At 50.1% G+C, this 24,057-nt stretch carries 18 protein-coding genes and 1 pseudogene; 12 read left to right on the plus strand and 7 right to left on the minus strand.

Going from position 1 to position 24,057, the window contains the following annotated elements:
* The first annotated feature begins 20 nt into the window (after positions 1-20).
* The gene (gene hydE / locus BAZ21_RS10310; protein WP_256020539.1) at positions 21-1,070 is read left to right on the plus strand and encodes a [FeFe] hydrogenase H-cluster radical SAM maturase HydE; all 1,050 of its coding nucleotides are present in this window, start codon (positions 21-23) and stop codon (positions 1,068-1,070) included.
* Between the two features lie 52 nt (positions 1,071-1,122).
* Positions 1,123-2,535 (plus strand): [FeFe] hydrogenase H-cluster radical SAM maturase HydG, encoded by a 1,413-nt coding sequence (hydG, locus tag BAZ21_RS10315; RefSeq protein ID WP_068499627.1) that lies wholly within the window; start codon positions 1,123-1,125, stop codon positions 2,533-2,535.
* A 75-nt stretch (positions 2,536-2,610) separates the two neighbouring features.
* On the opposite strand, the gene hydF is transcribed toward hydG, so the two are convergent.
* The 7 genes from hydF to BAZ21_RS10350 form a co-directional block, all read right to left on the minus strand.
* On the minus strand, positions 2,611-3,879 hold the full coding sequence (hydF, locus tag BAZ21_RS10320) for a [FeFe] hydrogenase H-cluster maturation GTPase HydF (RefSeq protein WP_068499629.1): 1,269 nt from the start codon (positions 3,877-3,879) through the stop codon (positions 2,611-2,613).
* A complete protein-coding gene (locus BAZ21_RS10325; protein WP_084011564.1) occupies positions 3,866-5,314 on the minus strand; it encodes an aspartate ammonia-lyase in 1,449 nt (482 codons plus the stop codon). Before BAZ21_RS10325 ends, hydF begins: the two co-directional genes overlap by 14 nt.
* Positions 5,311-5,901: a 4Fe-4S dicluster domain-containing protein gene (locus BAZ21_RS10330; protein WP_068499635.1), complete on the minus strand. Its 591-nt coding sequence runs from the start codon at positions 5,899-5,901 to the stop codon at positions 5,311-5,313. Before BAZ21_RS10330 ends, BAZ21_RS10325 begins: the two co-directional genes overlap by 4 nt.
* A 120-nt stretch (positions 5,902-6,021) precedes the next feature.
* On the minus strand, positions 6,022-7,533 hold the full coding sequence (locus BAZ21_RS10335) for a [FeFe] hydrogenase, group A (protein WP_256020434.1): 1,512 nt from the start codon (positions 7,531-7,533) through the stop codon (positions 6,022-6,024).
* Between the two features lie 32 nt (positions 7,534-7,565).
* Entirely contained in the window at positions 7,566-8,195 is a 630-nt protein-coding gene (locus BAZ21_RS10340; protein ID WP_068499638.1) for a 4Fe-4S dicluster domain-containing protein, read from the minus strand.
* Positions 8,192-10,357 carry a formate dehydrogenase subunit alpha gene (fdhF, locus tag BAZ21_RS10345; protein ID WP_068499640.1) on the minus strand — a complete coding sequence of 722 codons (2,166 nt, stop codon included), beginning with the start codon at positions 10,355-10,357 and terminating at the stop codon, positions 8,192-8,194. Before fdhF ends, BAZ21_RS10340 begins: the two co-directional genes overlap by 4 nt.
* Before the next feature lie 128 nt (positions 10,358-10,485).
* Positions 10,486-10,848, minus strand: a complete 363-nt coding sequence (locus tag BAZ21_RS10350) for a DUF2294 domain-containing protein (RefSeq protein ID WP_068499642.1) — start codon at positions 10,846-10,848, stop codon at positions 10,486-10,488.
* Positions 10,849-11,229: 381 nt separating this feature from the next.
* Between BAZ21_RS10350 and BAZ21_RS10355 the strand changes: the two genes are divergently transcribed.
* The 10 genes and pseudogenes from BAZ21_RS10355 (at position 11,230) to BAZ21_RS10395 (ending at position 23,969) form a co-directional block, all read left to right on the plus strand.
* Positions 11,230-12,045, plus strand: coding sequence for a DUF2935 domain-containing protein (locus BAZ21_RS10355; RefSeq protein ID WP_068499644.1), 816 nt, complete (start codon positions 11,230-11,232; stop codon positions 12,043-12,045).
* Positions 12,046-12,269 (plus strand): annotated as a pseudogene (locus BAZ21_RS30200) (hypothetical protein); the annotation flags it as partial.
* A 124-nt stretch (positions 12,270-12,393) separates the two neighbouring features.
* Positions 12,394-13,818 carry a 3-isopropylmalate dehydratase large subunit gene (gene leuC, locus BAZ21_RS10360; protein WP_068499646.1) on the plus strand — a complete coding sequence of 475 codons (1,425 nt, stop codon included), beginning with the start codon at positions 12,394-12,396 and terminating at the stop codon, positions 13,816-13,818.
* Positions 13,819-13,839: 21 nt separating this feature from the next.
* A complete protein-coding gene (gene leuD / locus BAZ21_RS10365; protein WP_007430744.1) occupies positions 13,840-14,442 on the plus strand; it encodes a 3-isopropylmalate dehydratase small subunit in 603 nt (200 codons plus the stop codon).
* 202 nt (positions 14,443-14,644) lie between these two features.
* Positions 14,645-16,207, plus strand: a complete 1,563-nt coding sequence (locus BAZ21_RS10370) for an N-acetylmuramoyl-L-alanine amidase family protein (RefSeq protein WP_068499648.1) — start codon at positions 14,645-14,647, stop codon at positions 16,205-16,207.
* A 303-nt stretch (positions 16,208-16,510) separates the two neighbouring features.
* The gene (locus BAZ21_RS10375) at positions 16,511-18,010 is read left to right on the plus strand and encodes an N-acetylmuramoyl-L-alanine amidase family protein (protein ID WP_068499650.1); all 1,500 of its coding nucleotides are present in this window, start codon (positions 16,511-16,513) and stop codon (positions 18,008-18,010) included.
* Between the two features lie 45 nt (positions 18,011-18,055).
* Positions 18,056-18,706 (plus strand): GerMN domain-containing protein, encoded by a 651-nt coding sequence (locus tag BAZ21_RS10380; RefSeq protein ID WP_068499652.1) that lies wholly within the window; start codon positions 18,056-18,058, stop codon positions 18,704-18,706.
* Positions 18,707-18,918: 212 nt separating this feature from the next.
* Positions 18,919-19,593: an endonuclease III gene (nth, locus tag BAZ21_RS10385; RefSeq protein ID WP_068499654.1), complete on the plus strand. Its 675-nt coding sequence runs from the start codon at positions 18,919-18,921 to the stop codon at positions 19,591-19,593.
* Positions 19,594-19,651: 58 nt separating this feature from the next.
* Positions 19,652-19,924 (plus strand): hypothetical protein, encoded by a 273-nt coding sequence (locus BAZ21_RS10390; protein ID WP_007430739.1) that lies wholly within the window; start codon positions 19,652-19,654, stop codon positions 19,922-19,924.
* 367 nt (positions 19,925-20,291) lie between these two features.
* Positions 20,292-23,969 (plus strand): dynamin family protein, encoded by a 3,678-nt coding sequence (locus tag BAZ21_RS10395; RefSeq protein WP_068499656.1) that lies wholly within the window; start codon positions 20,292-20,294, stop codon positions 23,967-23,969.
* Positions 23,970-24,057: the final 88 nt, after the last annotated feature.

Below are 24,057 nucleotides of genomic sequence, written 5' to 3' on the forward strand. Positions count from 1 at the left end.
CGGACGAATTATTACTGCGTCTGGCTGACGGCAAGAAATGGACGCATACGGAAATGACAGGGCTGCTGACACGTCTGGATGAAGATCCGATTGTGCGGGCTCAATTACAAGAGCTGGCAGCTCGCACCAAAATGGAGCGTTATGGCAAGGGTGTTTTTTTACGGGGATTAATTGAATTCTCCAGTATATGTCGCCAGGATTGCATGTACTGTGGGCTGCGCGCTTCCAACAAACAGGCAGACCGCTACCGATTGAGGCCGGAAGAAATTCTGGCTTGCTGTGCAGAGGGATATGAATTGGGCTATCGGACGTTTGTACTGCAAAGCGGTGAAGACAGCTGGTTTACGACAGCCCGATTGACGAAACTGATTCGGGACATTAAAAGCCGTTTTGCGGATGTGGCGGTTACACTGTCTATTGGTGAACGGGATGATGAAACGTATGAGCTATTATACGAGGCGGGAGCAGACCGTTTTTTGCTGCGTCATGAAACAGCCTCGCCTCAATTGTACGCCAAGCTGCATCCAACCATGACAATGGAAAGCAGGCGCAGCCGTCTACTGGCACTGCAGCGAATTGGCTATCAGATTGGGGCCGGATGTATGGTGGGGCTGCCGGGACAAACCAACAGTGAGCTGGCAGACGATCTGGTCTATCTGCATAGCCTGAACCCGGATATGATCGGAATTGGCCCTTTTTTACCGCATAGCAACACGCCGCTCCGGGATGCCAGCCAGGGGAGTATGGAAAAGGCACTGGATATGATTTCGTTGTCCCGATTGGTTGTTCCGGATGCGCTCATTCCGGCGTCTACGGCGATGGGGACCATTCATCCCCAAGGCAGGGAAAAGGCCCTTCAGGCAGGGGCGAATGTGGTTATGCCCAATCTGTCCCCGCTGGCGGTGAGACCCAAGTATGCGATTTATGAAAATAAAATATGCTTGGGCGATGAGTCTGCTCAATGCCGACATTGCCTGGAGCTGCGAATCCGTGGAGCCGGGTTTGAGGTGGATATGGGACGAGGGGACAGCTTAAAGGCCCAGCGACAGTTCGAGAGTCAGGAAATCTAGAGAGACTATGACGGAAACATTGCAGTAACCATAAATAAGGAGATGGGTATACGTGAGTGGAGTACGGGAGAAAGTGTCGGCGGATTTTATTAATGAAGCAGAGATTATGGCGGCCGTGGAACAGGGGAAGCAAGAGGCGACAGATCGAAATCGGATTTTAGAAATTTTAGAAAAAGGGAGAGCCTGCCGGGGACTGAATGCGAGTGAAGCGGCGGCTCTTTTGCATGTAGAAGATCCTGAATTATTGGAAGAGATGTTCAGATCATCGCGTGCGGTTAAAGAGCAGATTTATGGCAACCGGATTGTGCTGTTCGCTCCACTATATGTTAGCAACCACTGCGTTAATAACTGCGAATACTGTGGCTATAAGCATACCAATGACAGCTTTACCCGCAGCCGCCTGACACCGGAGGAACTGGCCGAGGAGGTTAGGGTGCTACAGGAAATGGGGCACAAACGGCTTGCACTGGAAGCGGGAGAGGACCCGGTCCATTGTTCTATTGATTATATCGTCGATTGTTTGCGTCAGATCTACGATATAAAGGTGGACAACGGGAGCATCCGGCGGGTTAATGTTAATATTGCCGCAACGACGGAGGAGGATTACCGGAAGCTTGTGGAGGTCGGGATCGGTACGTATATTTTGTTCCAGGAAACGTATCATCGCGAAAGCTATCGCAAATATCATCTGCAAGGACCAAAACGGGACTATGATTGGCATACGACCGCCATGGACCGAGCTATGCGTGCAGGCATAGATGATGTGGGGATCGGTGTGTTGTACGGTTTGTACGATTTCCGCTATGAAACGGTAGCGATGCTTAAGCATGCTGAGCATCTGGAAGAAGTGTTTGGCTGCGGCCCTCACACGGTGTCTGTTCCCCGACTTCGTCCGGCTGAAAATGTGGACCCGGAACGCTATCCGTATCTGGTGAGTGACGAGGATTTTATGAAAATTGTAGCGGTTCTACGGCTGGCTGTACCTTATGCGGGAATGATCCTGTCTACGCGTGAGGAGTCTGAATTCAGGGACCGTGTTATTGGTTTGGGTGTATCGCAAATCAGTGCTGGTTCTGCTACCGGTGTTGGAGCATATGCAAGACAAGAGGCAGATGACAAGCCTCAGTTCGAGGTCGGGGATCATCGTTCACCGGTCGAAATTATCAAAAGTCTGTGCCGTGGCGGATATATGCCGAGCTACTGTACAGCTTGCTACCGTGAGGGACGGACCGGAGATCGCTTCATGGAGCTTGCCAAATCCGGACAAATTCACAATGTGTGCCAGCCGAATTCGCTGCTGACCTTTCAGGAATATCTGCTGGATTATGGGGATGAAGAGGCACGTGAGCTGGGAGCCGCCGCCCTGCGAGAGAATCTGGAGCGTATTCCACGTCAATCGACGCGTCGTTTGACGCTTGACCGGCTGGAACGGCTGGAAGCAGGCGAGCGCGATTTGTATTTTTAGCTAATAGAACGGAAAGTAAAAAGCAGTTGCGTTGGGGATCAGCGCGACTGCTTTTGTGTGTAGAAAGAAAAAACATTAATGATGGGATCTTTCAGCAATAGCTGTTGGCTCCAAGGCGTGCTCCCAAGCCAGCAATGCAGATGGAAAGCATTCAATAGCACGGGGAAAGACTCCCTGTACATAAGCGATAAAAACACCATAGTTCACAATCGGCACCCCTGCGGCTTTTGTTTCCGACATTCGATGAAGCATCGTACGCCGATTGAGCATGCAGGCACCGCAATGAATAACCAGTGCATACTCGCTTAGATCGTCAGGAAAGCTGGGGCCAGATGCATGCTCGATAATGAGGCGCTTGCCTAACGTTTGACGGAGCCAGCGGGGGATTTTCACCCGGCCGATATCGTCAGATTGGCACTGGTGCGTACAGGCCTCGGCAATGAGTACACGGTCCCCATCCTTGAGACGGTCAATAGCTCTTGCACCTCGTACCAGTTCGTCAAGATCGCCTTTATGACGGGCGAACAGGATGGAAAAGGAGGTAAGGGGCACATCCTTGGGCGTGTCTGCCGCTACCTTCATAAAAACCTGTGAATCGGTAATGACCAAGCGAGGCTTGCTTCCCAGTCGTTCCAACGTCAACCGTAATTCATGCTCTTTGGTCACGACTGCGATGGCATCGCTTTCCAGCGTATCGCGGATCGTCTGCTGCTGCGGCAGAATCAATCGTCCCTTTGGTGCAGCTTTGTCGATGGGAACGACCAGCACGACAACATCGCCGGGTGACAGCAGGTCACCGACAATGCGAAAACGATCGTCGTTGTGGGGAAGCGTACTGGTGATAGCCTTTTTCAGTTCCGTATCTCCCCAGAGCATAGAGGCACTGAAAGGAATCAGGGTGAGATCCAGCTTAGCTTCCAGCGCTGAGGTCATTTGTTCGGATTCACTTAGGGTATCTACTTTGTTTAATACCCCGATGACGGGAATCTTTTTGGTGCGGAGCTTGTCGAGCAGTTCAAGCTCGAAGGAACTGACTCCGACCGTAGCGTCGACAACCAACAGCGCCAAATCTGTACTGTTTAGTATTTGTAGCGTTTTGTCACGACGCAGCGCCCCGATCTCACCCTCATCGTCCAGTCCGGCGGTATCCACCAGAACAATAGGTCCCGCAGGGAGTAGCTCCATCGGCTTAAAAACCGGGTCCGTGGTTGTTCCCCCTATAGGAGATACCACAGCCAAGGACTGACCCGTCAGGGCATTCAGAATACTGGATTTGCCTGCGTTGCGGCGACCGAGCAGGACGATATGTGGTCGGTTGCTACGAGGGGTATCATTCATTCCCATGGTGAGTTCCTTCTTCCTGCCCGGGAATTCCGGGCTTGGTTACGGTATAGGGATGGCACAATTGCTCAATCCGTGAGCGTGTCAGTAGACCGCGCTCCTCTGCAATATCCTCTGGTGTGCGACCCTGTGCAATAGCTGCTGATGCAATAGAGGCAGCTTCATCGTAGCCAAGCTCCGCGACCAGCGCGGAAGCCATCACAGCTGAGTTGCGCAGATTTGCAGCGCAGCGTTCCTCATGTACGACCAGACCGCGCACACACCGTTCCTCGAACAGACGAACGGCATTGCTGAGAATATGCAGCGATTCCAGCAACGATTCGCAAATCAGCGGCAGGAACGCATTCAGCTCCAGCTGTCCGGAGGCAGCCGCCATCGTAATAGCCGCATCCTCCGCCATCACGCGCATCGCGGTCACTCCGGCCATTTCAGCCATTACCGGGTTGACCTTCCCCGGCATGATAGACGAGCCGGCCTGAACCGGAGGCAGCGTGTATTCCCCGATACCACCAAAAGGACCAGAGGCCAGCAGACGAAAATCGCCAGATATTTTGAGCAGGTTTACAGCGGCGGATTTGAGCAGACCCGATACCTCTACGAAGACATCCATATTCTGAATCGGGTCCATAGGATGATCGCTGCGACAGAGCCCCAGGCCAGTCTCGTCCGCCAGCTTTTCCACCATTCGATAGCTGTAAGCGCGAGGCGCATTCATACCTGTGCCAATGGCCGTGCCGCCAATAGGGATTTCCCGCAGCCGTTCTTCGGCTTTGTAGAGCCGCCAGCGGTCACGTGCGATGGCCTTGGCGTAGGCGCCGAAGCCTTGCCCGGCCATCATGGGCAGGGCATCCATCAGCTGTGTACGGCCCAGCTTGAGCAGGTCGGCATATTCCGTTTCTTTATGCTGCAAAGCCTCCTGTAACGAAGACATGGTGTCACATAAAGGCCGAAGCAACCGTATCGCTGCAATTCGCAGCGCTGTCGGATAGACATCATTCGTAGACTGGCAGCAGTTGACATCATCTAGCGGATGTACAAACTCGTATTGTCCGGGCTGGCCTCCGAGCTGTACGATGGCCAGATTAGCAATGACTTCATTCACATTCATATGGGTACTGGTGCCTGCGCCGCCTTGCAGGGCGTCGACGGTGAACATATTTTGATACCGTCCGGCGAGTAATTCGTCGCAGGCATTTATAATGGCAGCAGCACGGTGAGCAGGAAGTCGTTTCTGTTCACCGTTCACTTGAGCGGCTGCTTTTTTGACCAGCACAATCGCTTGAATCAGTTTTTGGTTCACAGGCCTGCCACTGACAGCAAAATTGTTCATCGCGCGTGCGGTGTGAATACCGTACAAGGCATCCGCAGGAATTTCCATGTCTCCTAGTGCATCCCGCTCGGTTCGCGTATCTTTGACCAGAGGAGAAGATGAGGTCATAGACCTGTCGCCGGAATGCGTGTCATATGCAGCAGCTGACGCGCACTTGCAGCCCGTTTTTCCTCAACCCGGGCATGAACCAGATCTGGCTCCACCAGCTTGAGGGCTTGTGTTGGACATTTCCCAATGCAGGCCGGACCGCCGTCTACACCTTCGCACAGATCACATTTGCTGGCAATCATGCGTTCTTTGGGCTGCAAACGTCCTGACATATTGGTATACAGTCCGTCTTGCACGACAGGCTGCCCATCTCTATATTGAGGGACCATAGTAATTGCGCCGTAAGGGCAGGCGATCATACAGGTTTTACAGCCAATACAGCTTTCGCTGTTAATAAGAATACAGCCGTCTGCATTCGTAATAGAGCCGTTCGGACAAGCGTTGGCGCATGGGGCATCCTCACAGTGACGGCACTGAACGGGTGCGGTGACTCCATATGATTTGATAACCTTCAGACGAGGGTGAAAATGAAACTCGTCATCCGGCGAGATAAAAGGATTATCCGCTGAATGTGCGATGACACATGCGATTTCACAGGTGCGACAGCCGATACACTGATCGGGATCAGCTAAAACAAAGCGATTCATACAAATTCGACTCCTCTCTAACTAACGACAAAATATAATCTCTACTGCACCATTCCGGCTACTCCGTTTTAATGTGTTTCTTTCGAGTTCAACTTATATATTCTTATGTGTATACCGAACTTAATGAAGGGAGTAATCGTTATTCCCATTGGTGGAAACATCACTGCTGCGGCTCTGTCTGCCGGGTCCGCGTTTGTGGAAGGTTGTGTGCAGCAGATGGTGCGATACATGACCAAGCGGCTCACCCAAAAATTCATCATAAAGCTTGATGATAAAAGGGTTCTCATGCGATTTGCGCACCTGAGATGCAGCATCATGCCCATAGATGGATGATTTACGCGCACGATAAGCCTCAATTTTTTGTTTTTCCAACATGAGCTTGGGTTGCCCTCCTCCGCTGATACATCCAGCAGGACAGCCCATGACCTCGATAAAATGATAGTCACATTCGCCCGCCTGCACACGATCCAGCAGCTGATAGGCATGTTGCAGCCCAGCGACGACCGCCACCTTGAGCTGCAGCTCGCCCACCTGAACTTCGGCTACTCGAATACCTTCTTCGCCACGTACAAAATCCAGCTGGAGCTTCGGCAGCTTCTCATTCGTCAGCAGCTCGTAACCTGTACGGATAGCAGCCTCCATTACCCCTCCAGTCACACCAAAAATAGTGCCGGCACCTGAATATTTTCCTAACGGTGAATCGAATTCTTCATCAGGCAGGTTCATAAAATCAATTCCGTGCTGCTTGATCCAGTATGCAAGCTCACGCGTTGTCAGCACCTCATCCACATCACGGTAACCGTCGGATTCCATTTCGGGACGATCGCATTCAAATTGTTTACAGGTACATGGCATGATCGCGACGCTGTAAATATTCGCTGGCTCTACCTCGTCCAGCTGTGCACCATAAGTCTTGACCAGCGCTCCCACCATTTGCATTGGCGATTTGCAACTGGATAGATGGTCCAGCAGATCGGGATATTCAATCTCGGCAAAACGAACCCATGCCGGACAGCAGGATGTGAACATCGGTAACGGTCCACCCTCGGTCACGCGGCGAATCAGCTCGGTGCCTTCCTCCATGATAGTTACGTCAGCTCCGAAATTCGTATCATATACCCGATCGAAGCCGAGGCGGCGAAGGGCAGCGGCCATTTTGCCAGGCGTCAAGGTACCGAACGGCATACCAAATTCCTCTGCGAGTGACACGCGAATGGCTGGAGCGCATTGAACGATCCGAAGCTGTCCTGGTTTCTTCATCATGTCAGTTACCTTATTCAGGCTGTAGCTATAATAGGCAGCAAATAGCGGTTCGCCGATGTCGGCAGGCATATCGCGTTCACACATACGTGCTTGCCGTCTGATGGCGGCTTCCTGTGGAGATGCATCCGCCCAATCTGATGCGTATACACTGCATATTTGTACACATTGACCGCAAAAAACGCAGCGGTCAGCATTCACGGTTTGCGGTTCTCCCGGCAGCCCCTCAATGGCACCTACCGGGCAAACTCCCGCACAGCGTCTGCAGCCAGTGCATAACGTAGGGTCGATATGAATGACAGGGACTGTACAATCAGAATCAGTCGCCTCCATACAAGGAGGGGACGAGCTCTTGTCTGTTGTCGTTGACATGGTATTCTACCTTTCTGCGGCTGATTTTGGCCTTACAAGCGTGGAAAAAAGACTTCCCGCCGACGCTCTGGAGGCGAGTCGACTGCGCCCTTGGCCAGTCGTAGCACCTGATTTGGGCAGGCCTCTACACAGGCGGGCTGTCCGTCTGCTGTTTCTGCGCACAAATCACATTTGCTTGCAGCGGTGCGGGGGAGGGCGGTCCGATTTGCATGGCGAGTCAAGCCGGATTGCGTTACAACGCGTCCTGCCCGATAGACCGGAGTTACCTCAATGGCCCCGAAGGGGCAGGCCAAAACACAGGAGGTACAGCCGATGCATCGCTCCTCATCAATCATGACCACACCGTCCTCCTGACGAATGGCCTGCACCGGACAGGCATGCGCACAAGGGGCATTTTCACAATGCCGGCATTGCACAGGCACATACGCATCTCCGGTGCGTACCACATATACTTTGGGTACGACAGGCACGCTGACGGTTCCGACCGATGCGCCTACGCCGCCCGCCTGACTGTGAACGGCGAAGCACGCCAGTTCACAGGCTTTGCAGCCAATACATTGCCCACCGTCTGCGACTACGAAGGAGGAGGCGACAGCGTTTGTTCTATCGGCTGCGCCCATTCTGCTCTTAGGACGGTGCAGTGTGTTTCGTGCGCCGCTCATCTTGTCACCTTATCAGCCAAAACGGCTTCATGGACGTTCATCTGTCTGCGAATCCGCTGATACGATTCATGTACATCGCGTTCGGCCTGCGCTTGGTCGGCAATCCGTTCCAGCCGAATGGCGCAATATTTTAATTCCGGGGTCTTGGATACCGGATCGAGAAAATCGGCGGTCAGCTCGTTACAGGCTCCAACCCACCAGTGATAGGTCATGTAGGTCGCACCTTGCTGCACGCGGTCACTGACTTGTGCCCGTGCCATAATGCGCCCCCGGCGGGAGGATATGGCGACAATTTCGCCATCGAGAATGTTCAGACCCGCTGCGTCTTGCGGGCTAATCTGAATAAAGCCCGGCTCATCAGCCAGCTGGCGCAGCGCACGGCAATTCCCGGTCATGGTACGTACGGAATAATGTCCTACCTCGCGAACGGTAGACAAGACAAGCGGATACTTGGCATCCGGCTGTTCTTGAGGTGGACGCCATTCGCAGGCGAATAGACGGCCTTTGCCACTAGGCGTGGAAAATTGATTGCCTTTGTACAAATACGGAGTACCAGGATGATCCTCTGTAGGGCAGGGCCATTGCACGCCGCCTTGCTCCTCCATTTTCTGGTAGCTGGCACCGGCGAATAATGGGCAGAGGCTGCGCATTTCATCCCAAATTTCCTCTGTATTTGCATAGGACATAGGGTAGCCCATGGCAGTAGCCACTTCGCTAATAATAGCCCAGTCCGGCTTGACATCGCCCTGTGGCTCGACGGCCTTACGGATGCGCTGAAAGCCACGGTCTGCCGAGGAATATACACCGTCATGCTCGCCCCAGGCAGTAGAAGGGAGGATGACATCGGCGTGCAGCGCCGTTTTATTCATGAAGATATCCTGTACCACGACAAATTCCAGTTGCTCCAACGCTTCACGCAGCTCGGCGGCGTTTGGATCACTTTGTACAGGGTCCTCGCCGAAAATATAGTAAGCTTTCAGCTTGTTCTCCTTCAGGATGAGGTGCGGTACCTCTGTAAGGGAATATCCTTTTTTACGCGGCAGCTGCTCGACACCCCATGCTTTTTCAAACTTTTTGCGAACCGCATTATCCGTTACATCCTGATAGCCAGGATACACATTCGGCAATGCGCCCATGTCACAGGAGCCCTGTACATTGTTTTGTCCACGTACTGGTCCGATGCCCACATTCGGCTTGCCCAGATTCCCGGTCAACAGGGCAAGGGAAGCGAGTCCCTTCACCACGTCAACAGCCTGTGAAAATTGACATACGCCCATTCCGTACAGAATGGTAGCGGTAGGGGCCTTGGCATATTCCCTCATAGCCGCCCGGATGTCAGCCGCCTTGACTCCCGTAATGCCTTCCGCATATTCGGGAGTATATTTTTGAATACTGTCCACATACTCGGCAAAGCCCTCAGTATTTGCTTCCACATACCGTTTGTCGTACAGTTCTTCATGCACAAGCACATGACCAAAAGCGTTGACCAAAGCCATGTTCGAGCCGCCTTTTAGAGGCAGCCACATATCTGAAATGCGTCCAGTTTCAGTCATGCGCGGATCGCATACAATAATTTTGGCACCTCTTTGCTTGGCAGCTACAATGCGTCTGGCGACGATCGGATGCGTTTCGGGTGCATTATATCCAAACACGAAAAGAAGATCAGAGTGTTCAATTTCAGGAATCGAGTTGGACATGGCCCCATCCCCGAGGGAGTAAGTCAAGCCTGCCACAGAAGGGCCGTGGCACACACGAGCGCAATGGTCAATATTGTTTGTGCCAATGACCGCCCGCATGAACTTTTGCATGACATAATTGGCTTCGTTTCCCGGACCGCGTGCAGAGCCCGTCCCCATAATGGAGTCGGGTCCGTATTTTTCCTTAATTGCTGACAGCCGTTCGGCAGTATATTGAATGGCTTCTTCCCACTCCACTTCCTCCATGACCCCATTTTTGCGAATCATGGGCTTGCGCAAGCGCGCAGTCAGAATCTGTGGGTCATTCAGAAAATCCCAGCCATAGTGTCCTTTCAGACACAGTGTTCCTTCATTTGTACGGCCACCAGCTGGCTCTGCGCCAATTACCTGCCCCTTGTCCACCAGCAAATGAAGCTGACAACCGCTTCCGCAGTAGGGACATACCGTTAATACCTTGTCTGCCATGTGTGCAGCACCTCTTTTTATATGAAATAGATGAAACTCGTAATACGAAAAAAGCCAATACAAAAATGCCGCTTTACGCTGCATCCTGTACTGGCTTATCCGCGAGCGAGGAGACAAGCTCCTTCCCGCTAATCCAACCGGTGTATATGTTGTAGTTCAAGAGTAATGATAATGTGTCCTTCTCCATGGACGGAGGGGCAGATCTCCCAGGTGTAAGTGAAGGGACTGCCGAGTGTTTTTTCCGCTTCGCTCATAAACTCCTTTTCCAGATAAGGACGAAGAACGCTCCAATACTCCCTGACCTTGTCCTCGGCCCCTTCATGAACGAGAATTTCAGACAGGTTGGATAAGGTGCCTAAAATTTCTACCGTAATTCGGAGCGGCGAATCCAGTGAAACCTTGACGTTATCCGGACCTTTTCCCCGGTAATGCTTAACAATGCATACGGCTAGCTTCCTTATGCGCTCACGGTACTCCCATTCGGTATTCACATCTGGACACTCCGCTTCGAATCAAAATAAAAGCGTACTTGCCGCGCGTGCCGGACAGCCTGTGTAGCTGGTTTTGGACAGAACCAGCGTCCTGTCCAAAGTGGTCTGCCCAGCACGGCGTATCACCCTTCTATGGTAGAACAGGTTGACCCGGAAAGATGTGAAATTCATTACACCAAACCAAAATTTTACATGGGTTAGATTGGAGACAGGCGTGCTGGGGATTTAGTGGAAGCTTTTTGCTATAGGTGGTCATTCTCAGTCCTTATAGTTTATAAAGTATTCAACTCTAATAAGCTTGCTCACTTAAAAATTCAGGTATTATGCCAAGATATATTCCATATCCTTAATTAAATGTTTTGCTGCAGAGGAGGGATATGATTGGATGCCTTTGTTGCCCGCTCGTTAGATGAGATACGATTCTGGTCGAGGATTATGAAGGAGCATTCATTTTTCTTGGGATTAGGCTTTAGAGCTGAAGATACCCGACTTATTCAAGAAGCCAATCAGTTTCACGCTATTTTTGAGGGGATTGAGAGGAGATCACACGAGTTTAATAACGATACAGACCCGCACACAATAAAAGAATTTAATACAGAGGTCAGGAATGCTGCGACTAATATTTGGGCGTTTAAGAGAATGGTTTTGGGGCTTATATTGCAATGTAAACTTCCTGGACAAACAAATTTCCCCTTATTGGTAGATCATGTAAGCCGGGAAGCGAATTATTTCAGAAACCGTTTGGAGGAGCTCAATTCGGGAAGGCTTGAACCACTGCCCGATGCTATTATTGATGAGAATGTCTTTTTCTTGAAGATTATGGCCGATCACTCGAAATTTATAGGTCATTTGCTTGATCCTTCTGAGCGCAAACTGGTCGAACAAGCAAGGGAATTCAGTAATGATTTCGATATGTTGATGTTTCAAGCGATTGATTTAAGTAATATGCGACCACAGTCGCAAACCGTTCCGCTCCTGAGTCAATTTGTTGATGAAAACCGTGTCTCTGTTAAATCCTTGCGTGATTTTAAGAAAACGGCGCGTGATTTAATTGATGAATGCCGAATAAAAAGCATTATTCATCCTTTATTGGCCGATCATGTATTTCGCGAGGCTGAGCGGTTCCTTTTTATTCTTGATATGTTTGATCAATCTTTATCAGGTATTAAGGTAAATAAGAAAGAAATCATGCACTGATATGCAGGAACATCATTTAACGATCAACATACGAACATCATTATAGGAACAACAGGACCAGCAATTCAATTGGCAGGTGGTGGGCATTACCACCATTTTGAAGGGTACGCAACGGTAAATGGTAGAATCCCTCATGCCATAGGTATGATGGAAATACTGGAGATGGGGAAGGATACCGACCTCATCCCCCTCCTCATAACATTCCAAGCATGCTTATAGGTTAAAGCTATCACTTTTATAGATATCATATCTTAGACCAATCAAACATGTCGTGGTATATTGTTGACATTCAAAAGAGAGCCGTATAGCTTCTCTCCACTAGTTCGAAAAACACAGGGGTGAATGTTGATGAGTAAAAAGACCATGTTCGAGAAAATTTGGGATAACCATGTCATCTATCAGGAAGCGGGAAAGCCGAGTATTTTGTACATTGATCTTCACTTGGTACATGAGGTAACCTCGCCGCAGGCGTTTGAGGGACTTCGCCTCAGCGGACGCAAGGTGCGTCGTCCAGAGCTTACGTTTGCGACAATGGATCATAACGTACCGACGTTTGATCGCTACAATATTACGGACCCGATTTCCAAACAGCAGATTGATACGTTAACTCAAAATTGCCGCGATTTCGGTGTTACACTGTATGATCTGGATACCATTGATCAAGGTGTCGTTCACGTTATGGGGCCTGAACTTGGTCTGACTCATCCGGGGAAAACGATTGTTTGTGGTGACAGCCATACCTCCACACACGGTGCGTTTGGGGCACTTGCTTTTGGTATCGGAACAAGCGAGGTAGAGCACGTACTGGCAACGCAATGTCTCCAGCAGGCGAAGGCAAAAACGATGGAAGTTCGTTTTGTAGGCCGCCGCAAACCGGGTGTAACAGCAAAAGATATGATTTTGGGTGTCATCGCCAAATACGGCACAGATTTCGCTACAGGCTATGTTATTGAATACACAGGTGAATCCATCCGTGAATTGAGCATGGAAGAGCGTATGACGGTGTGTAACATGTCCATTGAGGGCGGAGCTAGAGCAGGAATGATTGCACCAGATGAAACGACCTTCAATTACTTGCGTGCACGTGAGCATGTACCGCAAGGAGCTGCTTTCGAGCAGGCAGTTGCTGAGTGGAAAGAGCTTGTTACAGATGAAGGCGCCGAGTTTGATGTTGTGCTGGAGTTTGACGTGGATTCTTTAATTCCACAAGTGACTTGGGGCACCAGCCCAGGTATGGGTACAGATATTTCTTCGAATGTACCCATTCCGGCAGAATTGCCGACAGAAAACGAACGTAAAGCGGCTGAAAAAGCGCTTGAATATATGGATTTGAAGCCAGGTACACCGATCACGGATATTGCGATTGATTATGTGTTTATCGGTTCCTGCACCAACGGACGGATTGAAGATTTACGAGCTGCGGCCGAGGTTGCCAAAGGCTACCAGGTATCTGACAGAGTAACGGCAATCGTCGTACCAGGCTCAGGTCGTGTGAAAATTCAGGCAGAAGAAGAAGGACTGGACGTTATTTTCAAGGAAGCAGGATTCGAGTGGCGTGAAGCGGGATGCAGCATGTGTCTTGCGATGAATCCGGACGTGCTCCAACCGGGACAGCGTTGTGCATCCACCTCTAACCGTAACTTTGAAGGTCGTCAGGGACGTGGAGGACGGACTCACCTCGTATCTCCGGCAATGGCAGCCGCTGCGGCGATTCATGGACGTTTTGTCGATGTACGGGATTGGAAATTCAAGCAGGAAGCAGTAGTCCGCTAGGATACAGAGGAGGAATTTACGATGGAAGCATTCACAACATTAAAAGGAATCGTAGCGCCTGTGGATCGGGTGAACGTGGATACAGATGCTATTATTCCTAAGCAGTTCTTGAAACGAATCGAGCGCACAGGCTTTGGACAGTTTCTGTTTTATGAGTGGCGTTTTGATGAGGCGGGCAATATCAATCCTGAATTTGAACCGAACAAGCCTCGCTATGCAGGGGCATCTGTGCTGATTTCTCGCGCCAACTTTGGCTGCGGCTCCTCCCGTGAGCATGCGCCGTGGGCGATTATGGACTATGGGTTTCGTAGCGTAATCGCACCATCTTTTGCGGATATCTTCTACAATAACTGTTTTAAAAACGGTATTCTGCCGATCAAGCTGTCTGAAGAGCAAGTAGAGGATTTATTTCAGCGCACGGCGAAGCATGATAACTACCAATTGAACGTTGATTTGAACGAAAAAACAATTACTGATGATTATGGCCTGCATATTGATTTCGATCTGGATGAGCACCGTCGTCAATTCCTGCTGCAAGGTCTGGATGACATTGGCTTGACGCTTCAGCATGAGGCTGAAATTCTGGCTTATGAACAAAAACGTGCTGCCAAGCAAGGCGCATAATCATAATGTGAACAGAAAGCCCGTATTGGCAATTCTTTTGCCTGCGGGCTTTTGTTATTTTTAAAATTAAATTGGTAAATAAGGGGTTGACGGCTCGACTGGGCATGGTATTGTAAATGTAAAATGGTTGAGGACTATACCTATGCAGGATACCTATGCAGGAGCACAAAAAATATTACATATATAAGTTAGGGGAATGAGGATGAAGAAATACGGTTGGGTGATATTGGCGGCGATCTTGATCTGGTTGTGGCCGTCCTTCCCTCATGCGAATGCGGCAGGAGCAGATTTGTTTCTGGATGGTAAAAGAGTGGAAGCACCGGCGGATGCCAGGCCTGAAATGGTCAATGGCAAAGTCATGGTACCACTTCGAGTGGTTGGGGAGCAGCTTGGATATCAGTTCAAGTGGGAGCCACAAGCCTATAAAATTTCAATTCAAAAAAACAGCACGGATATGGCTATGTATGTAGGCCGCACATCGGCTGATGTGAATGGTAAAACAGTTAGTCTGGATGCGCCTCCTGTGCTGCGTGGCAACTCGACGATGGTTCCGTTGCGTTTTGTCGGGGAGCAAATGGGACTAAAAGTAGATTGGAATAATAAAAGTAAATCCGTAAATCTCAGTCAAAAGACGACAACTCCGCAGACAGATCAACAGGCTGAATCTCAGAAAACGTCGACACAGAATACGTCGAGCAAACAGAAAACGTCTGCGACGACAACAACGACAAATGCCGCTGAAGCAGACAAGCGTACGGAGACTGTACTTTCACCGTCCAAACAGCAGAATACAGAGCAGTCAAAAGCAAATACGCTGCTTGTGCAAGATCTCACTTTTGAACATGATGCATTAAAGATTTCTCTGAATAAAACAGCAACCCCCAAAGTGTTCAAAATGACGGAGCCTGACCGCATTGTGGTGGATTTACCGGGAGCGGCGCTGTCATCCGGGTTTTCCCAACCGTTTCCGGTTCGTGGCGATGGCTCACGGTTACTGACGAATAGTGACGGTACCGACGGCATACAGGAAATCAGATTTGCTCCCGCTGACGGACAAAATGGGGGCGTTCGTGTCGTCATTGCTTTGAATCAAGCACGTGATTACGAGCTTTCAACAAATAGCACGGGTGAAATCACCCTCCAATTGCGTGAGCGTAGTGAGAATCCGGTGGTCACACCGACTCATGTCGAAGGACGGCAAATTGTTGTAATTGATCCTGGACATGGTGGCAAGGACCCTGGAGCAGCCAGTGTGACTGGACGACGCGAGAAGGAGTTTACATTGGCTGTAGCCTTAAAGGTTCAGCAGCTTTTGCAAAATGACCCTTCATTTCAGGTCGTAATGACCCGAGATGAAGATACGTATCCGACGCTCGATGAACGTGCCCAACTGGCGAATGATCAACAGGCGAGCGTGTTTGTTTCCATCCATGGCAACAGTATGCCAGCCTCCAATAACGGAAAAGCGAATGGCTCTGAAACCTATTATGCACGTCAGGAAAGCTTGAATCTGGCAACGACGATGCACAAGCATCTTGTAGCGGCTACCGGTTTTAAAGATAACAATATTAAGATGGCAAACCATTTGGTAACAAGAAAATCGCAAATGCCGGCCGTGCTGCTGGAATGCGGCTATCTGAGCAATCCGTCTGATGAAGCAGCCATGTTTACAGAAGAAACACAGGAGAGGATTGCACAAGGTATTGTCGATGGATTAAAAGAGTATTTAGGAACGGAAACGGTGACAACAGAATCGCTTAACTAAGTGATTAATTAAGAGGGTTAAAAAAAGAGCTGTTTTCCACTTTTATGGAAATTCATGGAGGTGAAAAGCAGCTTTTTCTATTTTTTCGACGATGACTTTTGACGGAAAGCGAAAGGACTATTTTTTTAGTCATAATTCGACAAAAATAGTTCTTAGGCACGTATATTTCTGATATGATGGAATATATTCGCAACTTTTGGTGTGGGATAACGTCTAAAAGGTTGTCTGATATTACATAAGCGCGTATATCAGGTCGCCGCACCGGAGCATGTGGCAAAAAAAATATGAATGGAAGGGTGACGAATGAAGAAATTTGGTTTTTTGTTGTTATTATTTGTCTTCATGTGGGCGGTTCCGGGTTATGGACATGCGGCTTCGAGTGGAACGCAAATCTATCTCGACGATCAACAGTTAAGTGTCCCTAGTGGTGCTAAGGCACAAGTGATAGGCGGAAGCACAATGGTTCCGCTACGCGTAATTTCTGAAAATTTAGGATATGACGTGACATGGAAGCAGCAGGCGCGAACCATAACGATTGAGAAGGACAGTACCTCGATCCGAATGAACATCGGAAGCAAGACGGCGACTGTCAATGGAAGCGACATTAGTCTGGATGCTTCGCCTCTGCTGCGTTCCAATTATGCCCTTGTACCGCTTCGTTTTATCGGGGAGCAAATGGGACTGGACGTAAAATGGGACAGCAGCTCCAAGTCCGTAAAATTATATACCCGCAGCAGCGGGTCTGGGAACGGGGAGTTTACACCTCCGAAATCCGGGAATAACAGTTCTAGTACAGGAAGTGTAACTACACCAGCTAATAATGCCAGTACAGGTGTTACGCCAGTGCAGGAAATCAGTTTCAGCCAAAATCGTTTAACCATCACAACTGCGAGTACAGTCAAGCCAAAAGCGTTTACGATGACAGCTCCTGACCGGGTTGTTGTGGATTTGCCAGCAACTGCGTTTGCTGACAATTTTGGAGATCAGCAGAAGCTGGATAACACCTTGAATGGTTCACTGGACATTCAGAATGAAGCGGATGTGTCCGGTATCCGTTATGCCTTGTTCCAAAAGGAGCCTTCAACGGTCCGTGTTGTTATTGATTTGAAACATGCCATGAACTACACTGCATACAATGATGGATCCAATCATGTCATCGTCGATTTGGCATCCAAGGATTCAATTAATACAACGCCTGACTCTACGCTGCCAGATGGTTCATTACCAGATGATACACAGACATCACCAGTGAACAGTAATGGCAAAAAGGTCGTTGTTATTGATGCGGGTCATGGAGCAAAAGATTCTGGAGCAGTTGGGGTTTCAAGAAAAAATTATGAGAAGACCTTTAACCTGGCTATGGCGTTGAAAGTGGAAAGCATTTTAAAGCAGAATCCCAAGCTTGAGGTCGTATTGACGCGCAGCGACGACACATTCCTGGAGCTTAAACAGCGGGTAAAAGTGGCTGAAAATCTCAACGCTAACGTATTTGTGTCCATTCATGCTAACAGCAGCGGCAGTTCAGCTTCCAACGGTACAGAGACGTATTACCAGCGGAGTGCCAGCAAAGCGTTCGCGGACGTTATGCATAAGTACTTTGCTCCTGCAACGGGTCTGACAGACCGGGGCATTCGTTATGGCAATTTCCATGTGATTCGGGAAACGACTATGCCAGCCGTTTTGCTTGAGGTAGGATATTTGAGTAATGCAAAAGAGGAAGCCACACTGTTTGATGAAGATTTTCAAAACCGGGTAGCTCAGGGGATTGCAGATGGCATCACAGAGTATCTTGGTGTAAAATAAATCTTCAACAAATCGCTTGCTAACGTCAAGCAAGGAGGGGGACATATGAACAAGAAAATCGTAATCGCAGGTCTGCTGGCACTGTTTGCTATAGCAGGCGCAGGCTGTGCCTCCAAGCAGACAGCTGCTCCGGCAGCTCCGACTCAAGAAACACAAACACCTGCTGCGCCAAATAGTACGCCTGGGCAAACGACTCCTGATTCATCGGCTCAGTCTGCTGACAATAACGGGGCGTCTCAGACCCCTGCATCCCCGTCAACGGAACCTACAAAAACCAAGACGGAAACAGGAAAATCAGGAGATCACCAAACGCAGCAGATCACAGTGTACTACACCGATACTCAAGAGACTGGCTTAAAAGAAGAGAAAAAGGAAATTACCTACCCGAGCGAGCTGGAAAAATACCAAAAGGCGTTTGAAGCTCTGCAAAAAAGTGGGAATTCCGCTCTAGTACCGCTGTGGTCGGATAAAATTTCCGTGCATAAGATCAAATTGGATAACGGAGCATTAACCTTTGACATTTCTTTGCCGGACGAAGCACGTTTGGGTGCAGGTGGCGAGGAATTGGCGATTGATGCCTTGAAGAAAACGATGTTCCAGTTCAAGGAAATCAAAACACTGGATTTGCTCGTTGATGGGCAAGCTCTGGAGTCCTTAATGGGACATGTAGATTTGGAACATCCAATGAGCCGTTAACAGATCAGATTGTATGAAAATTTCTCGGAAATTTGCACACTTTTCACGTGCAATTTGTGACAAATAATGATAATATAGGAGTGTGTTTCTCGCCTATGCAGGCAGTCATGCACAAATAGTATTCGTTTCTTTCCGGATGATTATTTAGAGTGACCGTCTTGATGCGGGCTATCCCGTATCAAGACGTTTTTTTTGGTAGGAGGTAGGATTCCGTGAATGCAGCAACCGCACGTCATATATTGGACACCATCGGTACGATGTTTCCAGATGCCCATTGTGAGTTGAACCATGACAATGCCTTTGAATTAACGATTGCCGTGTTATTGTCGGCTCAGTGCTCCGATCAGATGGTCAATAAAGTAACGGCAGACCTGTTTCAAAAATACAAGTCACCCGAGGACTATTTGGCTGTTCCTATTGAGGAGCTGGAGCAGGATATTCGCAGAATCGGCTTGTACCGAAACAAGGCCAAGCATATTCATAACCTGTGCCGTTTATTGATAGACCAGTACGGGGGAGAAATACCATCTGAGCATGATCAACTGGTCAAGCTTCCCGGTGTTGGACGCAAGACGGCTAATGTCGTCGTATCTACCGCATTTAATGTACCGGCTATTGCGGTGGACACGCATGTAGAGCGCGTTTCCAAACGGCTTGGCTTTGCAGGATGGGATGATTCAGTGCTTGAGGTGGAAAAAAAGCTGATGAAAAGAGTACCTAGGGATGAATGGTCATTGACCCACCACAGGCTTATTTTCTTCGGTCGCTACCATTGCAAGGCTCAAAACCCTCAATGTCAGGTATGTCCGTTGCTCGATGTATGCAGGGAAGGCAAGAAACGTATGAAAACGTCTCTTATCAGAAAAGATAAGGAACGTAGAGCTTAAAGACCCGTAGAGATTGCAAAGGGTTTAACCATTTATGTGTAGAAAAGGATGAAGAGTAATGAAGTGCATTTCGGTATATACAGACAATTTTGAGGCGTTTTCTGATATTTTTGAGCAGATTGTAACAACAGAGTTTGCTGAAAATGAAGAGCGCGATCTTGAAGGGATTACGGTCAGCCATTCCGGGGATGTACCTGAGCACTATCTGGAACGTATGTCACAAAAGCCAGAAGTGGTCGTAATGAAGGACAAATCCCGCGGAATTACGATTTTGCAGCATGGTCAAGTATTTGAAATTTTGCTGCCAGTGCTTGAGACAGCAGCAAATTAAGTGCAATTAACGGATGACATGCGCTGCATGTTCCGGTGTAGGCGGCTCGGCTGGTCTGACCAGCCCGAAGGCGCACGATCTACGCGAATCTTGAAGACCATCCGTTATTTACATATCTTGCTTCGTCGTTGCCCTTTGTGGCTTTGATGAAACGTATGAATACTTACGAGGAGATTCGATCAAAAGGAATTTTACAGAACAAAATGAACTTATTGTTATCATTTGCGAAAACAGCGTTCCCCAAAGTCAGCTACTTACGGGGAACGCTGTTTAGTTTTTTTAATTGTGATGATTCTCACAGTGGCACAGGAGTGCTACAATATAGCTATTTGATGCTGTCAAGAGACAAGGAGTGGAACCGTAGCTTATGATGCAAACGATTACAGGGAATGCCGGAAAGTGGTCAGATACAATTGAACAGATACGGAATACTTTGCATAAAGCAGGGGACAGGGCTGGAGCCAAAGCATTAGCTGATCTACTTGAGAAGGCGGATGCGGACGAGCTGACCATTGCCTTTTGTGGACATTTCTCGGCGGGAAAATCAAGCTTGATTAACAGCCTGAGCGGTAAAACGGTGCTGCCCTCCGGACCCGTGCCTACGAGCGCTAATGTGGTGTCCATCCGGCATGGACATTCAAGAGCACTCATTCATCCAGTCCGAACATTGGAAAACCCCGAGCCAGAAGTGATGGAAACCTCCATAGCCGAGCTGGCTGAATATTGTAAAAATGGCGGTGCCTATGAATCCATTCAGGTATGGGAGGATATCCCGATGCTATCCGGCGGAGGGGTGCTGCTGGATACACCAGGCGTAGATTCCACAGACCAAGGGCATGCGCTGGCGACACATTCTGCTTTACATTGGGCAGATATCGTTTTTTATGTAATGGATTATAACCATGTCCAATCTGAAAATAACTTGTCCTTTGCCAAAAGCTTATCGGATTGGGGCAAGCCGTTATACTTGATCATTAATCAAATCGATAAACACCGGGAGCGGGAGCTTTCATTTACACGTTATCGCAATGAGGTGGAGACCAGCTTTCATGCGTGGCAGGTCCATTATACAGATATATTGTTTACTTCCTTAAAAGAGCCAAATCACCCTTGGAACCAGTGGCAACAGCTCCCGTCGTTGATCCAGCAATTATTGAAGCGCAAAACGGAGCTTTTCGCATACAGCCTGGTATCCTCCATGCACCATTTGGTAGAGCAACATGTGAAGGATGTGGAGGCAGCTGAAGAAGAGGAACTGAGCATGCTGCTGCAAGAGGCGGGCGGAGAAGAGGCGATTTCCCGCCTGGAAATGGAGCAGAAAGCCCTGCAGCAAGAGGATGAGCAGTGGCGGATGCTTCCGGAACAAGAGCACACACGGCTGCGGCAAGAGCTGGATCGTCTACTGGAGCATGTGCATTTGACACCAGCGGAGCTACGTGAAGCAGCGGGTGAATATTTGGAGAGCCGCAAGCCCGGCTTTAAAATCGGGCTGTGGTTTGCCGGCGGGAAGACGGAGCGAGAAAAGGAGCATCGCTTGGAACGGCTGACACGGATGCTGACCGATCAGGTGGAGGGGCAACTGCTCCCCCATATACGTGAGCTGCTGAGAGCTTGGGGAGAAGGCCATGGGTTGTGGTCTGCTGCGATGGAGCAAGAACTGGATGGCATTCGTCCGGTGACGGATCGGCAGCTGATTGAGCAGACGGTCAAGGAAACGGCGCTGTCGCCGGAGTATACGCTGAACTATTGTAAGGACCTTCGCGCCGCAGTCACGGCAGATTGCCGCCGCAAGGCGCTGGAGCTGGCAGACCGCCTGCTGGCCCAGCTTGCGGTGCAGGCCGAAGGCCGTCGCGCGGCTCTTGCGTCCGCTCGCCATGCGCTGCTGGCGCAGGCTGACGCGGCGAGCCGCTACAGCGCACGGGTGCGCGCTGCGGCTGCACACGCCACCGCGCTGCGCAGCCTGCTGCCGCAGGCCTCCGCGCCTGCCGCGTTGCCCCGCTCGGCTGCGCTTGCTGCTGGAGCCGACGCCGCATCCCCGATGGCTCCAGCCGCACTAACAGATCCGGCGCGGCCCGCCATCGCTGGCACACGCGCCGCATCGGCGTTGCCGCAAGCGGGCACAGCGGCGGCACAGTCTGCCGCCGGAGGGCGCCGCACGCGGCTGGAGGCAGCAGCGGCTCGGCTGAAAACCGCCGCTGCCTTGGTAAGTCCGTACCCTGCCATGCAGGCGGCGGTACGGGATTTATATGCCCGCGCAGCTGCGCTGGAGGGCGGGCGGTTTACGTTGGCGCTGTTTGGAGCGTTCAGCGCCGGGAAGTCCAGCTTCGCCAATGCTTTGCTGGGCGAAGCGGTGTTGCCCGTATCGCCGCATCCAACGACAGCGGCGATTAACCGTATTATGGCGCCAGCCAGCCCTGAGCGCCATGCCACGGCTGACGTCCACATGAAATCAGTGGACGCATTGCGGGACGATCTTAAATATTCGTTCCGATTATTGGGCTTGGGAGAACCGGAGGCAGTAGGCTGGCAGGAAGTTGTACGTGAGTTGTCCCCGGAAGGGATTCACCCTGCCGGAAGACCGCATTACAGTTTTTTGAAGGCTGCCGCAGCCGGATGGGAAGAAGCTCAAAGCTTGCTGGGTCAGCAGCTTCAGGTCAATCTGGAACAGTACCGGGATTTTGTCGCGTCCGAGCACAAGTCATGCTTCGTGGAGCATATCGACCTTTATTATGATTGCGCTCTGACCCGTCAGGGAATTGTGTTAGTGGATACACCTGGAGCGGATTCTGTGAACGCGCGGCACACTGGCGTGACCTTCAGTTATATGAAGCATGCAGACGCGCTTGTATTTATCACATACTACAATCATGCGTTTACCCAAGGAGACCGGCAATTTTTGAACCAATTGGGCCGAGTTAAAGAGACGCTGGCAATGGATCAGACCTTTTTTATCGTCAATGCCTCAGATTTGGCTTCATCCGAAGAAGAATTGCAATCCGTGACCCGACATGTACAGGAACAACTACAGGCGAATGGAATCCGTAAGCCGCGTATTTATCCGTTGTCCAGCATGCTCGCACTGGAAGCAGCCGAACAGGGAGAGCCCTTGCTGCGTACAGCTTCACGTTTTGAAGGGTTTGAAAAAGACTTTTCGGCATTTGCAGCTGATGAGCTGGCGGGCTTATCTATTGCTTCTGCCATGCAGGAACTGGGGCGGCTGCGAAACCGGATAGAGCAACATGCCGCTGATGCCCGGTATGGCGTAGAAGAACGCGCGATTCGATTAGAGCGATTACAACGCACTCGCAGCGAGCTGGAGCAGCTACTCCAAAACCTGTCTGATCGCAGCGGTGCAGCTGTTTTATCAGGTGAAACCGATGAACTACTGTATCATGTGCGTCAACGGCTTGCTTACCGGATTGGAGAGTTTATGGCCGAGGCGTTTCATCCGTCTGTTTTACGCGAAGGAGCAGGGGATCTTCGTTCAGCCTTTGCCTCTTGTGGTCGTGAACTGATGCGATTATTTGAGCTGGAGCTATCCCAGGAATTATTGGCAACCACACTCCGACTGGAAAAAACGGGAAAATCCTTGGTAGGCAAGGCTATACAAGGGTGTGCGGAAGAGATGAACCAGCGGCTGACAGGTTTGGATTGCACAGCACCTGAAGCCAGAGAATGGTCTGTTCCTGAACTGATTGAAATTTCGCTGCAGGATTCAGTCCTTTGGAAGGAGTACTGGAATAGCTTTAAAAATCCGAAGCTCTTTTTTGAAGGGGCTGGTCGGGTGAATCTGCAATCCAAATTGGAGCCGATACTACGCGAGAAAGTTGGCGAAGCTGTAGAGCTTCAGCGGGAACAAATGTCTTCTTTTTACGTTACAATGATGCAGGAGGAGCAAACGTGGCAGACGGCACAGCTTCGTGAGCAGATGCTGGAAACGCTTGACGGTATGGAGCATGCACTCGCAGGTGACGAGCAGCCGCAGGTCTGGGAAGAGCTGGCAGCCCTTATTGCGAGCCTGGAGCAGGAAGAAACACTGACGTAACGCCATCAACATGATTATGTATGTAACTCTATACACGATTGCTTAAGACTTCAAAACACCGGGTTGTGGGACAATCCGGTGTTTTGCG

This window comes from Paenibacillus kribbensis (genome assembly GCF_001705305.1).
Taxonomy (GTDB): Bacteria; Bacillota; Bacilli; order Paenibacillales; family Paenibacillaceae; genus Paenibacillus; species Paenibacillus kribbensis_B.